General features: G+C 45.5%; 9 protein-coding genes. 7 read left to right on the top strand and 2 right to left on the bottom strand.

Annotation, left to right across the window (positions count from 1 at the left end; genetic code table 11):
* Positions 1 to 10: 10 nt before the first annotated feature.
* Positions 11 to 631, bottom strand: coding sequence for a nucleotide exchange factor GrpE (gene grpE, locus OX890_RS08290; protein ID WP_006080881.1), 621 nt, complete (start codon positions 629 to 631; stop codon positions 11 to 13).
* A gap of 100 nt (positions 632 to 731) precedes the next feature.
* On the opposite strand from grpE, the gene nadK reads away from it, so the two are divergent.
* The 7 genes from nadK to OX890_RS08255 all read left to right on the top strand — a co-directional run bounded on the left by nadK (position 732) and on the right by OX890_RS08255 (position 11,950).
* On the top strand, positions 732 to 1,610 hold the full coding sequence (gene nadK / locus OX890_RS08285) for an NAD(+) kinase (protein WP_012588194.1): 879 nt from the start codon (positions 732 to 734) through the stop codon (positions 1,608 to 1,610).
* A gap of 1,036 nt (positions 1,611 to 2,646) precedes the next feature.
* Positions 2,647 to 4,290, top strand: a complete 1,644-nt coding sequence (locus OX890_RS08280; RefSeq protein WP_006085150.1) for an L-lactate permease — start codon at positions 2,647 to 2,649, stop codon at positions 4,288 to 4,290.
* A 64-nt stretch (positions 4,291 to 4,354) separates the two neighbouring features.
* Complete coding sequence (locus OX890_RS08275) at positions 4,355 to 7,159, top strand: FAD-binding and (Fe-S)-binding domain-containing protein (protein ID WP_268650411.1); 2,805 nt, start codon at positions 4,355 to 4,357, stop codon at positions 7,157 to 7,159.
* Between the two features lie 310 nt (positions 7,160 to 7,469).
* A complete protein-coding gene (locus tag OX890_RS08270; protein WP_006080877.1) occupies positions 7,470 to 8,213 on the top strand; it encodes a (Fe-S)-binding protein in 744 nt (247 codons plus the stop codon).
* Positions 8,214 to 8,223: 10 nt separating this feature from the next.
* Positions 8,224 to 9,618, top strand: coding sequence for a lactate utilization protein B (locus OX890_RS08265; RefSeq protein ID WP_012588197.1), 1,395 nt, complete (start codon positions 8,224 to 8,226; stop codon positions 9,616 to 9,618).
* A gap of 1 nt (position 9,619) precedes the next feature.
* The gene (locus OX890_RS08260) at positions 9,620 to 10,189 is read left to right on the top strand and encodes a LutC/YkgG family protein (protein WP_268650410.1); all 570 of its coding nucleotides are present in this window, start codon (positions 9,620 to 9,622) and stop codon (positions 10,187 to 10,189) included.
* A 582-nt stretch (positions 10,190 to 10,771) separates the two neighbouring features.
* Positions 10,772 to 11,950, top strand: coding sequence for an AAA family ATPase (locus OX890_RS08255; protein WP_268650409.1), 1,179 nt, complete (start codon positions 10,772 to 10,774; stop codon positions 11,948 to 11,950).
* A 225-nt stretch (positions 11,951 to 12,175) separates the two neighbouring features.
* On the opposite strand, the gene OX890_RS08250 is transcribed toward OX890_RS08255, so the two are convergent.
* Positions 12,176 to 13,573 (bottom strand): hypothetical protein, encoded by a 1,398-nt coding sequence (locus OX890_RS08250; protein WP_268650408.1) that lies wholly within the window; start codon positions 13,571 to 13,573, stop codon positions 12,176 to 12,178.
* Positions 13,574 to 14,126: the final 553 nt, after the last annotated feature.

Here is a 14,126-nt window from a genome sequence, read left to right as displayed (position 1 = left end):
CCAATAAAGCTTAAGCTTCGATATCTATCGTTGCGCTTTCTTGGTTAGGGCCACCCTGTGACACCATTACCATAGCAGGGCGCAGCAAGCGACTGTTCAGCTCATAACCCTTTTGCATCACCAACATCACAGTGTTCGCAGGGAACTCAGCGCTTGGCTGCATGCCAATCGCTTGATGTTGATCGGGGTTAAATGACTGACCTTGTGGATCAATTTGCTTAACACCAAATTTAGCCACCGCAGTGAGTAAGCTTTTTTGAGTTAACTCAACACCTTGATAAATCGATTTAGTCGCTTCATCTTCTGGGTTAGTCCCCATCAATGCGCGCTCCATGTTATCAAGTACTGGCAAAAGTTCATTGGCGAACTTTTCCAAGGCAAACTTGTTCGCCTTTTCCACATCCATTGCGGCACGACGACGAATATTATCGACTTCGGCTGCGGCGCGGATGACTGAATCCTTCTGCTCTTCAACTTTCGCCAAAGCTTCAGCGAGTAACTGTTCCAGCTCTTCAATACGGAAATTGGCCTGGGTAAGCTCATCGATCAGACTTGCTTCTGCGGTAGATACTTCAGACTCTACACCCTCTTGGATCAGATCCTGTTCTGCTTTAATCGATTCGTTGCTCATTTTCACTCCAGCTAAAAATGCTTTGTTTCTGAAATACTCTGGGCATATTATGGGGATCAATTTTGACGTTTCAAGGCCTAAGGCCAGATCTAGCATAAATATGACCACAAAGTTTCATACTATCGGCCTTATCGGCAAACCTCATCACCAAGGAACCAACCAAACCTTAAAACGTCTGCATCATTGGCTGACAATGCAAGGCTTTGAAGTCTTAGTGGAAGAGCGTGTTGCTGCCGAGTTAGGGCCCAATATCGAGGCGGTCGATTTACTAGAAATTGGCGCGCGCTGCGACTTAGCGATAGTCGTCGGTGGTGACGGTAACATGCTTGGCGCCGCTAGGGTATTAGCCCGCTTCGATTTAGGCGTGATTGGCGTTAACCGCGGCAATTTGGGCTTCTTAACCGACCTGCCGCCCGATGCCTTTGAAGAAGCGCTCGCCAAAGTCCTCGACGGTGAGTTTGATACCGAGCACAGATTCTTACTCGAAGCCGAAGTCTATCGCCACGGTATGCTCAAGGCGAGCAATACCGCGGTCAACGAAGCCGTACTCCATCCGGGTAAAATTGCCCACATGATTGAGTTTGAGGTCTATATTGACGATCAGTTCATGTACAGCCAGCGTGCCGACGGCATGATAGTGTCAACGCCAACGGGTTCAACGGCTTATGCCCTCTCCGCTGGCGGCGCTATCCTGACGCCTAATCTGCAGGCCCTAATCTTAGTGCCTATGTTCCCGCACACTTTGTCGTGCCGCCCGATTGTCGTCGATGCCTGCAGCACCATTAAAATGGTGGTGTCACCGGACAATGGCGAGAACCTCGAAGTCAGCTGTGATGGCCACGTGCATCTAGCCGTGTTACCGGGCGATGAAATCATAGTGCGCCGCAGCTCAGAACGGTTACGCTTAATCCATCCTAAAGGGCACAATTATTTCCACGTGCTGCGGACCAAATTAGGCTGGGGCAGCAAGTTGTTTTAAGCCAGCGCATATTTGTTCTATTACCATAATTTACCTAAGTTCCCATAAAAGAGACGTATCCCGTCTCTTTTTATGCCTTTAATATCCCCAGAAAAAACGGCGGCTAAATACGAGAAGATCTCATTAAGATAATAGTGAGTGAACTACCCATTAGATTAAATAAACGAGCTGGCATTCTCATCCATCGCATTTGCGAATTAATATCACTAACCAGTCTGATAAAAGTTCGCACAGCATTCTTTCGCTTTATTACGTAAACTTTTCGCCTCAATTTAGCCCTGTACTCTCAATAATTCAGCTTAAGCTATTAGAAGCGGTGACTTTTAATTTCAACATTTGCGATAGCCGCTCAATATCATCGACATTTAAGGCGCGCTGTTCGCTCAAATAAACTGAAAGTAACTTAAATAACGGTTATTTAATTTCATATTAAAGTAAAATTAATTAAGTGACATGCATCACAAGAAAATTCCATCATTTAAAACAGTGATCTAGATCACTATAAAAAACAGCCTTCAAACTGCAACATTAACCAACTATAACAATAACTTGAAATATATCAGCGTAACTTCGCCAATTCAGCAGCATCACCCTATGCGACCTTAATCACACCTTAAAAATGTCTGAAAAAACCAATAACAGCCTATTAATGAAATAAATGGATCAGTTAATTGCAATAATGACCATCAACTTGAGTGATAACTCTAGTTTTAATAACTAAAATACCGATAACTTAAATTTAATATAATCAAAATAGATATACGCCTAGCCGTCTAAGTGATCACTGTCACAGATAGATAAATCCCCTGAGAGAAGTGTCCCGCAGCACTGTAAATTAGCATTTCATATAGCAGCCAAGATGATCTAGATCATATTAGTCAAGCCCACAATAGCGTCTAGTACACAACACAGAATGTCGAGACCATAACTCGTTGCAGTATTAACTGCTGATTTATCGGTCTGGGAAGTCGACATGAAGGCAGATGAAAAATTCTAATATCAATAATAAGACAGACCACTTTATGAAGAGGCAAGCATGACAATACTTCAACTCCTCGCCAGCTTGACGCCTGTGCTCAGTGTAATGCTATTCCTAGTATTACTCAGAATGCCCGCATCAAAGGCTATGCCCATTTCCATGCTAGTCACTGCGCTCGCCGCTGTGTTTATTTGGCAAATGGATACCACATTACTGGCGGCATCGGTCCTCGAAGGACTGCTTTCAGCCATCACACCTTTAACCATCATTTTTGGTGCTGTGTTCCTACTGAATACCCTGAAATATTCAGGTGCGATGGACACTATCCGCGCAGGTTTCACTAACATCAGCGCCGATGCCCGTGTGCAAGTAATCATCATCTGTTGGTTATTTGGTGCCTTTATCGAAGGCAGTGCAGGCTTTGGTACACCCGCCGCGATTGGCGCACCACTGCTCGTACTGCTTGGCGTGCCACCGGTTGCCGCAGCAGTTGTTGCTTTGATTGCCGACTCTGCCTGTGTGTCCTTCGGTGCGATTGGTCTACCCGTACTCTTTGGTATGGAGCAAGGCTTGACCCAAGGCGGCGTAAGCATGGCTGCGGCGCAAATTGCAGAACATGGCGGCACCTATGCTGACTTTGCGCAGTTTATTGCAATGCACATGATCACTATCGATTTGATCACAGGTTCGTTAATTCCATTGGTGATGGTGTCGATTCTGACAGGCTTCTTTGGTCGCAATAAATCCTTCAAAGAAGGCTTAGCGATTTGGAAATTTGCGATTTTTGCAGGTCTTTCGTTTACCGTTCCAGCGTGGATCATCAACTATGTTGCTGGCCCAGAATTCCCATCGGTTATCGGTTCTTTAATCGGTATGGCAATGGTGATCCCAGTCGCTCGTAAAGGTTACTTACTGCCTAAAGCCGCTTGGAATGACTTTGCCGAGAATGACAACCAAGAAACCGCCAAAGTGGAAACCACGGCTAAATTTTCCCAAATCGCCGCTTGGACACCTTACATCATCATGGCTGCGCTGTTAGTGCTGTCACGTACTGTTGCACCGTTAAAAGCCTGGTTATCTGGCTTTAACATCAGCTGGACGGGCTTGATGGGCACAGAACTTAAGGCGAGCTTCGCCACCTTATATGCGCCCGGCGCCTTCTTCGTTGCCGTGTGTATCTTAGGTTTCTTCCTATTCAAAATGAAAAGCCCTGCGATTAAGCAAACGGTCGGTGTGTCATGTAAATCCATGTTACCTACCATTATTTCATTAGGTGCTTCCGTGCCTATGGTGAAAATTTTCTTAAACTCAGGTGTGAATGGTGCGGGCTTAGCCTCTATGCCTGTCGCTTTAGCAGATATGTTGGCAGGTTCCATGGGCGCTGTGTGGGCTTGGATGGCGCCTATCGTCGGTATATTTGGTGCTTTCCTATCGGGTTCAGCAACCTTCTCCAACATGATGTTCTCAGGCCTACAGTACAGTGTGGCTGACAATATCGGCATGAACCACGCTCTCGTCCTTGCCCTACAAGGCATAGGTGCGAACGCGGGTAACATGATGTGTGTGATGAACGTGGTTGCGGCTGCAACGGTAGTCGGTATGGCGGGTAGAGAATCAGAAATTATCCGTAAAACCATGCCAGTTGCCATTGGTTATGCATTACTTGCGGGCACTATTGCTACCCTTTGGGGTGGTTTCTAAGCCCATTGAAAACTAAGGTCGCTGCGGCGGCCTTGGTCATTTTTAGCGTTAAGAGAGTAGCCTTATGTCAATTAATTATGACGTTGTATATAAAGACTTAATTAAACTGCTCGGCGAGTCCGCAGTATCCAATGATCCTGTTCGCCGCTTCGCTTGGTCTACCGACGCGAGTTATTTCCGCATAGTGCCAGAAATTGTTGTTCATGCTGATAATCTCGAGCAGGCAAAACACACCCTAGCTATTGCTCGCGCTCACAAGGTCCCTGTTACCTTTCGCGCTGCTGGCACCAGTTTATCGGGCCAAGCCATTGGCGATGGTATATTGCTGATCTTAGGCCACGATGGTTTTAGAACCATAGAAGTCAGCCCAGACAGCAACAAGATCACCCTTGGCGCGGCCGTGATAGGCTCCGATGCCAACGCTGCACTTAAACCATTGAATAAAAAGATAGGCCCAGATCCAGCCACATTAACCTCGGCCATGGTCGGCGGTATTGTGTCCAACAACGCTTCAGGCATGTGCTGCGGCACGGCTCAAAACAGCTATCAAACCATAGCATCAGTCAAACTCTTGTTTGCCGATGGCACTGAATTAGACACAGGCTGCGACAAATCCAAAGCGGCCTTTACCCAATCCCATGGCGAATTATTAGACTCGTTGACTGCGTTAGCAAAACTGACCCGCAGCAATGAAGTCCTCGCCCAGCGCATTCGTAAAAAATATTCCATCAAGAACACCACAGGTTACAGCATCAACTCACTGGTAGATTTCGAAGATCCCTTCGAGTTGATTAACCACTTGATTGTCGGCGCAGAAGGCACTTTAGCCTTTGTGGAAGAAGTCACTTACCACACAGTTGATGAAGCTAAATTTAAAGCCTCCGCTATGGCAGTATTCTTTAACATGGTGGATGCCGCGAGTGCAATTCCGCCGATTATTGGTGACAGTGTTGCCGCCGCCGAATTACTCGACTGGGCATCCATCAAAGCCGTGACAGGCAAAAAAGGCATGCCAGATTGGTTGAGCACATTGCCTGAAGGCGCTGCAATTCTACTGATTGAATCCCGCGCTAACGATGCGCAAACCTTAGAAACCTACACCCAAGATATAATTGCCAAACTGTCACACCTTAAAACTGAACGCCCCATTACCTTCAGTAGCGATGCCAGTGTTTACAGCAAGTATTGGGCAATGCGCTCAGGTTTGTTCCCAATTATTGGCGGCGAACGTCCAAAGGGCAGCTCAGTTATTATCGAAGACGTGGCCTTTAACGTTGAACATTTAGCCGAAGCGGCGGCGGATTTAACCGCATTATTCAACAAGCATGGCTACCCAGAAGGGGTGATTTACGGTCATGCATTAGCGGGTAACTTCCACTTTATCATCACGCCGACTTTTGCATCGCAAGCCGATATCGAACGTTTCCAAGGCTTTATGCAAGATGTCGCCGAAATGGTGATCCACAAGTACGACGGTTCAATGAAAGCCGAGCACGGCACGGGCCGCGCGGTAGCGCCCTTTGTTGAAATGGAATGGGGCGCCGATGCCTACACCTTGATGAAACGCATCAAGCACATTTTCGATCCCGAAGGCATGCTTAACCCTGGCGTTATCTTGAACGATGACAGCACAGTGCATGTGAAAAATATTAAGCCCTGCCCTGTGGTCGATGATTTTGTCGATAAGTGTATCGAATGTGGATTCTGCGAAAAAACCTGTCCAACATCGGCACTTAACTTCTCGCCGCGCCAACGTATTGCCACTTTGCGTGAAATCGAGCGCTTAGAGCAGTCTGGCGATAAAGCCGCAGCAGCCGAAATGCGCGCCGCCGCTAAATACGATGTGGTTGATACCTGCGCCGCGTGTCAGCTTTGTACCATTGCGTGTCCAGTGGATAACAGCATGGGCCAACTGGTGCGTAAACTGCGCACGCCGTACATCAGTACCACTGAACAGAAAGTATTAGATTTCCAAGCCAAACATTTTGGCGCGGTTAACCAAGTGATCAGCTCTGGTTTTGACATGCTCGGCGTGATCCACAAGATCACTGGCGATGGCATCACCAGTGCGCTGATGAAAACCGGCCGCCTGATTTCGAAAGAAGTGCCCTATTGGAATCCTGATTTCCCGAAAGGCGGCAAGCTGCCAAAACCATCACCTGCAAAAGTAGGCCAAGAAACTGTGGTCTACTTCCCAGCCTGTGGCGGCAGAACCTTTGGCCCAACACCTAAAGATCCCGATAACCGCACTTTGCCAGAAGTGGTCGTGACGCTACTGGAACGCGCGGGTTATAACGTGATCACGCCTGAGAAAACCCGCGATTTATGCTGCGGCCAAATGTGGGAGTCTAAGGGCGATTTTAAAAACGCCGATGCCAAACGCCAAGAGCTTATCGATGCGGTGAGCAAGATGACCAATGGCGGCAAGCTGCCTGTGGTCGTCGATGCGCTGTCTTGTACCTACCGGACTTTGTCGGGTAATCCAAAAGTGCAGATTATCGACTTAGTTGAGTTTATGCATGACAACCTGCTGACTAAGCTCAACATCAGCAAAAAAGTCAATGTGGCACTGCACTTAGGTTGTAGCGCACGCAAGATGAAACTTGAGCCTAAGATGCAAGCGATTGCCGATGCCTGCTCTACGCAAGTGCTCAAACCTGCGGGAATTGACTGCTGCGGTTACGCGGGTGAAAAAGGCTTGTATAAGCCTGAAATCAACGCCAGCGCGCTGCGAAATATCAAAAAGCTCATTCCTGTCGAGATTAAGGAAGGCTATTACGCCAACCGTATGTGTGAAGTCGGCCTCACTCAGCACAGTGGCATTTCCTATCGCCACTTGGCTTATCTGCTCGAAGAGTGCAGCCGCTAATCTGGTATGACAATAGTAAACAACGGGGCGATATTTAGCCCCGTTTGTTTATATAAGCGAACTATTCTCATTTATTCATTTTTTAATATTATTGATAAATTTAAAGCGGAAGATATACATTTTTAAACCAACATAATCAGCAAGTTAAAATATTCTCATTTTTGCAAAAATCTACAAGTTCATTTACTAAATTAGGGCTACTTATTCCGCATAGATAGGCCTATATTTGATCAACTACCTTAGCATTTGTGTGGACTTTGGGGTCGCACAGCAAGGCAATGTCGTTCACTAACAAGAAAGAGAAAACACAATGAAAATCGCCCTTTTCATCCCGTGTCTAGTCAATCAAATGATGCCAGAGGTTGCCATTGCCACCTTGGAATTATTAGAGAAACTCGGGCACCAAGTGATTCTACCCGCGGGTCAAACATGCTGTGGCCAGCCAATGACAAACTCAGGTTGCTTCGATGCAGCGCGCAGCACCACCCTTAAATTGCTCAACGCCTTTAAGGGAGTGGAATGCGACGCTATTGTTTGCCCTGCCGCCTCTTGCTTAGTGGCCGCCAAAGAAAACTTCCACGAGTTTGATAGCAGCCCAGAAGCACAAGCTGTGATCAACAAACTCTATGAACTGACTGAGTTTTTACACGATATCGCGCCGATCCCCGCCTTTACCAAGCCCTTCGCGCACAAAATCAGCCTGCAACTGAGTTGCCATGGTATTCGCATGTTGAACCTCGCCACCCCGAGTGAGCAAATGGGGCCAAGATTCAACAAAGTCGAAGCTGTGCTCGCCAATATTACTGGCATAGACATAGTGTATCCCGACCGCCGTGACGAATGCTGTGGCTTTGGTGGCACCTTCGCCGTCGATGAAGGCGCAGTGTCGGCCAAAATGGGCAAAGACAAGGCCCAAGCCCATGCTGCAACCGGTGCTGAGTATGTGGTGGGTTTTGATCCCTCATGCCTATTGCACCTCGATGGCATGATCCGCAGACAGCAATTGCCGATTGAAATTCGCCACATAGCGCAAGTGCTGAACGCCGCGCTCTAGGAGACTCACCATGGCTTACAATCATAATCACGGGGCTCAAGGCTCACAGGTCCATGCCCATAAAGCCGATATTTTTTGCCGCGACGAAACCCGTGTCGACTGGCATTCAAAAGCCCTGTGGATGCTCAGAGAAAAACGCGACCGCGCCGCGGGTAGCATCCCAGAATGGGAACAACTGCGTCAGTTAGGCTCAGAAATAAAGCTGCACACGCTAACCCATCTTGCTCAATATCTTGAAACCTTTGAACAAAACTGTATCGCCAACGGCATACAAGTCCATTGGGCCAAAGATGGCGCCGAGCACAATCGCATCGTGCATGACATTTTATCGCGCCATAAAGTAAAAAAATTGGTGAAGTCTAAGTCTATGCTGACCGAGGAATGTCACCTCAATCCGTACTTAGAACAGCGCGGCATTGAAGTCATAGATACCGACTTAGGTGAGCGGATTATTCAGCTCGCCAAAATGCCGCCATCACACATAGTTGTGCCCGCGATCCATATGAAGAAAGAAGAAGTCGGCGACCTCTTCCATGAGAAAATCGGCACTAAAGCGGGGGGATCCGATCCCTTGTATTTAACCCGCGCCGCCCGTGCCCACCTGCGTGAACAGTTCCTTAGCGCCGATGCCGCGATGACAGGCGTGAACATGGCGATTGCCGATAAAGGCGCCGTAGTGGTTTGCACCAACGAAGGCAACGCCGACATGGGCGCTAACCTGCCTAAGTTGCAGTTGCATTCAATGGGTATCGACAAAGTGGTGCCCGATATCGATAGCGCAGCCGTCTTGCTACGCACACTGGCGCGCAACGCCACAGGCCAACCTGTCACGACTTATAGCGCCTTTTACCGTGGCCCACAGCCCGAAGGTGAGATGCATATTATTATCGTCGACAACGGCCGCACTGAGATGCTCAAGGATAAAATCCTTGCAGAATCATTGAAGTGTATCCGTTGTGGTGGTTGCCTCAATACCTGTCCTGTGTATCGTCGCTCCGGCGGTTACAGCTACAACTACACCATTCCGGGCCCAATTGGCATCGCAGTGGGCGCTAAGATAGATGACACTAACTCGATTGCTTGGGCTTGTACCTTGTGTGGCAGCTGTACCTATATCTGCCCGACTAAGGTGCCGCTCGATAAGATTATTTTCCACCACAGACGCCTTAAGGCCGAAGCCGGAAAACTCCCCTATGGCAAAAACAGTTACATGCCATTAGTGGGTAAATTTATGGCAAGCGAAACCATGCTGAACTGCTCTATGAGTGTGGCGAGAACCGCGCTGCGCATTCTACCGGGTAGTCTGTTAAAACCCTTTAGCGGTGCATGGGGTAAATACCGTGAACTGCCCGTCGCCCCGAACTCCAGCTTCGAAGCTTGGTTTAAGAAACACAGGAGCCTATAAGATGTCTAGTAAACTTGAAATTCTCAATGCGCTCAAACTGTCGGCCTTAACAAATCATCCTATGCCGAGCATAGATGTGACGCCAAGGGTTGAAAATCTCGTCGGCCAGTTCGAGACCAACCTCAATACTGTCGCGGGTACGCTGCATAAAGAAGGTGGCTTAGTCGCCCTGCAAGCCAAAGTCGATGAACTTATCGCCCAAGGGTTACAGGTCATCTCCCTTGTAGAGGGTGTCACGGCAAACCGTGAAATGCCACCCACTGCCCACGAGCTCAAAAACATAGATTATGCAGTGATCCCAGGTGAAATTGGCGTTGCCGAAAACGGTGCCATTTGGGTTAACAATAAGAATCTAGGCCACAGAGTCACGCCTTTTATCTGTGAAAACCTGATCTTAGCCCTGCCAACGAATAAGATTGTGTCGACCCTACATCAGGCAGCTAAAGAAATCACGCTAGCCTCAGGTGAGTTCGGGGTGTTTATCGCGGGTCCATCAAAAACCGCCGATATCGAACAAGCCCTCGTCGTCGGTGCCCACGGCGCCTGCAGCTTGAACGTTTATTTGCTCTGATGCCTCGAGATTTAATGTAACCAAGAAAATTCAAGGGTTACAGGACAATCGAACACGAAAGCCGCCTTCATTAGCGGCTTTCTTATTGAAACTTCGCTGAATGATATTTGAGTTGTAGGCTGATAAACCACTAACACAGCTTACCAATTAACGTTTATTGACAAGCAGTTTACAGGCTTGCCATGACATTCACTCGCCGACTCGGTGAATAGAAACCTAGGGCCTCTAAGCTGATGAACGAGAGCCATATATGGCGAACTGGCAGTTAAACACGGATGTTGTTCAAGTCAATCCGTGGATGCAGAGCCGCTCCATCCAACTCTTTGATGAACGGCGCCATCCCTGATATTCATCCGTTTACTTTAGTGAGCACTTAAATATCAATCTAATATTAAGATTTTGATTTAAAGTGTGATATCGCTACGAACTAAGGCAATCGTTAGTGATAAGAAGGGGAGCTTTATCAAGTCGCTTTAACCTCGTGCGATAGCGCACATACTGAGGATACCTTGGTAGTATCCTCGACTCGGTTGGCTGTATTCTCGACTATGTCTATTAGGCATTTATAGTAAAGGTGAGTAAATGAACGAGGTATTACTACAAATCAAGGCGCTCACCAATGGTGAGCCTTTGTTGACGGCTGTCATTGTTGGAGTATTAACATTAACGTTAATTGGACTCGTAGGCTACATGCTAAAAGATGTCCCCGCGAAGCTGTTAAGTTGGCTCAGTTGCCTACTGTTTGTGCGGCTCACTATCGACGATAGCCATCAGGCGCGCACAGAGGTATTCAATAAACTGTCCTTTTTGATCAGTAATACTACCATTCCGTTTTTTTCACGCTCTATCTCTGAGGCTGTGTACTTTGACTATAGTATGAGTTACGACGGGCGTGTCAGTGTTAAGTCTATCGGCTACGGTATGCACCTGTTTAAATACCATGGTTGTATCATGTTGGCGACCCGTACTAAGGTCGATAGTACGATGGCATACGATACTATTACTGTAAGTGCACCATGGTGGGCAAAAGATAAACTACATAGTTTTTTAGAAGATACTCGTGGAGACATCTCTACTGAGCCAAAAGTTAATATTTTCGAAGAAACCGAATGGTGTCGCTATGGCATATTGAAATCATCGGGTTTTAGTGAATTAGTGCTAGATGAAGGGTTTAAGCAGGAGTTGATGGGGGAAGTTGATAACTTCGCAAGTAGGGGTGAATCGGTTGTAAGTAAGTTAACCATACTGTTACATGGAAAAACGGGTACAGGTAAGACGGGTATAGCGAGAGCCTTAGCTGTTGAGTATCATCGCGATCTATACATATTGAATCTATCGACTGTAAATGATGCCACTATTCATAAGGCTATTAGAAAGGTACCGCCCGGAGCTATGTTGTTAATCGAGGACTGTGACTGTGTAAAGGCTACAGTATCACGAACTGCTGAAAGCAATGCAGATAACCCACCACTCACTTTAGGTGGCGTTCTAAACGCGTTAGACGGAATCATTCCTCTTGATGACTGCCTTGTAATAATGACCACAAATCATCCTGATAATCTTGACCCCGCGTTAATACGTAAAGGTCGTGTAGATGTCAGTATTGAAGTACCACTTATCAGTGCAAAACAAGTTAATGAAGACTACTTTGAACGTTTTGGCGCAGTTCTTAATAGAACTGAGCCATTGTTAGGTTGTGAAGTCTATGAACTCCATCGCAGAGCGAACTTAAGATATGGAGTGTGTTGTAAGCCAGTGTAAACCTCTTCCTCTGTAATAGACGGGAGTGTCTTCAACACTTATCTGAGTTCTGCGAGGGCGCGGCCTCATTTTGAGGGGCGCTTAGAAAACCATATCGATCTGTGAAATTAACCTGACACAGAATTATGTACAGCCTCTACAAACCTCCTTGTTTAATGCTTAACGCAAGCATAGTCGGAGGTTAACAACTGCGCTATTAAAGCTGGGTGTCACTGTATTCTCTTTTTATATTTCAACTTCAACTTTGCCCTTTTCTTTGTCAGGTTCCATTCTCATTACACCGTCAGAAATTAGTAAAGCATTTAGTGATTTGTACTCAAAATTCTTTTCTTTTATTGAGTGAATAAATTCAATCCAAATCTCTGAATGATTAATAACATTTCCTTTAGTTTGAGTGTACAGGTTACGGAAAACCTCGTCTATTCCGCCAGCATCTAAAATTTGATTGATTCCCCAACAGTTATTATCAATCACACCGCTAAACAAAACCTTCAAGTCATTATCTACTATGAACTTAGAGTATGGAATAAGAATATTCATCCCGTTAGAATAAGCAGATGCAAAACTACCAGAATCTACAAAATAATTAATAGCTTCATTTTTAAGTGAAGGATACGGAGTTGACTTTAATAGTTTAGATATACTATCAAAGTTCTCTTTTTTGATGGCCTTTAGAAAAATATGATTAACATCATTGATCTTATTCGCTAAATCTGTTACTTGATAACGAAGCATTTTCTCTAAGTCCATTCTTGATATACATCCATCTAGCCTTACTATAATAGCGTCATCAATTTTAGACCATGCTTCAGGTCTTATATTTAAAAATGGTAAACACCGTATTAATTTTCGATCGTCTGTCTCTGCTAACATTTGTGATAATTTATCTTGAATAACTTCAGCGTATATGGCCGGAAATATTCTACTGATTGCTCCCATTGAAACTGAAAGCTTTGTAAGTAATGAAGGGTCAATTCCATCTTCGTCTTTGAATAGTCTTTTTAATAGAATTATGGTTAGATTACGAGCACTGCTGTCACGTACTCGACCTAAATATTTATCAGATGAAAGAACAGTAAATGCCTTTTCGTCGTCTTCAGGGAAAGACTCTTCATTTATTAAACTATAGATATCTTGGACTATCACTTTACCTTTCATGGGTAGTTTTAATAATAGGTAATTAGCTGCCTGTACAATATATGCTCGGGTCAACTCTGGTGACGGAGTGAATTGCCGTCCATCAGCTGAAAATGTAGGATGCGCGCAAACATTACGATCATCTTTTATTCGTTCCAAATGTGCCTTTTCAATGTGGGATATGATTTCCAATTCATCACAAGCATAAGTTAATATATCTTTTTCAAATGCTTGCATTCCTGCAAAGTTATTTGGTTGTATGGCGTCAAGTTTAGTCTCTATTACTTTAGCTGAAGCGTCATTACTAACACTTAACTCTCTGACTTTTTCTATTATATCAACACAAATGGCAATCCAGGTTGAGATAACAGAAGCTCTATATGCACCAGAACGATAAGCTACAATTGCTTCATTAAAATATTTTTTTGCATGAGTATTACGAACTTTTGACAGTAATTCGTCTAAATCACTAAATTGAAGAGACATATTTATCCTTTAATAGTCCAAGTAAAACTTTAGATACCCGATGATGCATAGCTGTATGTTACCCAGACTCTCTTTAAACCCAAACCAGAAACCGTTTTGAATGTGAGCTTTAAGGATAAATAATTCAAATATGCCAATAACTTAACACTGTTGTATGGCAGTTTTCAATAAATTGTTTTCGGGAAAATTAGAGATTTTTACGCTCTATTTTTGGCTATTTTATGCTTTCTCCCTACCTCACCATCATAACTGTATATAAATGCAGCACATAATCGACAGCCACTCACATATCAACCACTTTGCCGCATAACCATTTGGCAGATAGCATTTAAGATCTAGAGCCTAAATGTATGCTCGTCAAAAAGCTTTGGGCAATAGCTTTTTAGCTAAACGAACAGCGATAGGGTTAGTTAAGATTGGCATTGTTGTAACAGTGACCGTTGGCGACATGGATGTCGCCGTCGAGCCTATAGGGATATATTCACGGCGAGTCACTGGGGAAACAATGACAATTCATGCAGCTCAACTGGTAATCTAACGAACTAGCTTTGAG

Origin of the sequence: Shewanella sp. DAU305 (assembly GCF_026802235.1) — a bacterium.
GTDB classification, from domain to species: domain Bacteria; phylum Pseudomonadota; class Gammaproteobacteria; order Enterobacterales; family Shewanellaceae; genus Shewanella; species Shewanella baltica.
The sequence above is the reverse complement of the archived record's forward strand: the minus strand, read 5'-3'. Positions and strand labels throughout refer to the sequence as shown.

What these genes read in the sequence shown, in the direction of transcription:
- OX890_RS08280 (WP_006085150.1), top strand. Translation starts at nt 2,647, where the DNA reads ATGACAATACTTCAACTCCTCGCCAGCTTGACGCCTGTGCTCAGTGTA.
- OX890_RS08270 (WP_006080877.1), top strand. Translation starts at nt 7,470, where the DNA reads ATGAAAATCGCCCTTTTCATCCCGTGTCTAGTCAATCAAATGATGCCA.
- grpE (WP_006080881.1), bottom strand. Translation starts at nt 631, where the DNA reads ATGAGCAACGAATCGATTAAAGCAGAACAGGATCTGATCCAAGAGGGT.
- nadK (WP_012588194.1), top strand. Translation starts at nt 732, where the DNA reads ATGACCACAAAGTTTCATACTATCGGCCTTATCGGCAAACCTCATCAC.
- OX890_RS08265 (WP_012588197.1), top strand. Translation starts at nt 8,224, where the DNA reads ATGGCTTACAATCATAATCACGGGGCTCAAGGCTCACAGGTCCATGCC.
- OX890_RS08260 (WP_268650410.1), top strand. Translation starts at nt 9,620, where the DNA reads ATGTCTAGTAAACTTGAAATTCTCAATGCGCTCAAACTGTCGGCCTTA.
- OX890_RS08255 (WP_268650409.1), top strand. Translation starts at nt 10,772, where the DNA reads ATGAACGAGGTATTACTACAAATCAAGGCGCTCACCAATGGTGAGCCT.
- OX890_RS08250 (WP_268650408.1), bottom strand. Translation starts at nt 13,573, where the DNA reads ATGTCTCTTCAATTTAGTGATTTAGACGAATTACTGTCAAAAGTTCGT.
- OX890_RS08275 (WP_268650411.1), top strand. Translation starts at nt 4,355, where the DNA reads ATGTCAATTAATTATGACGTTGTATATAAAGACTTAATTAAACTGCTC.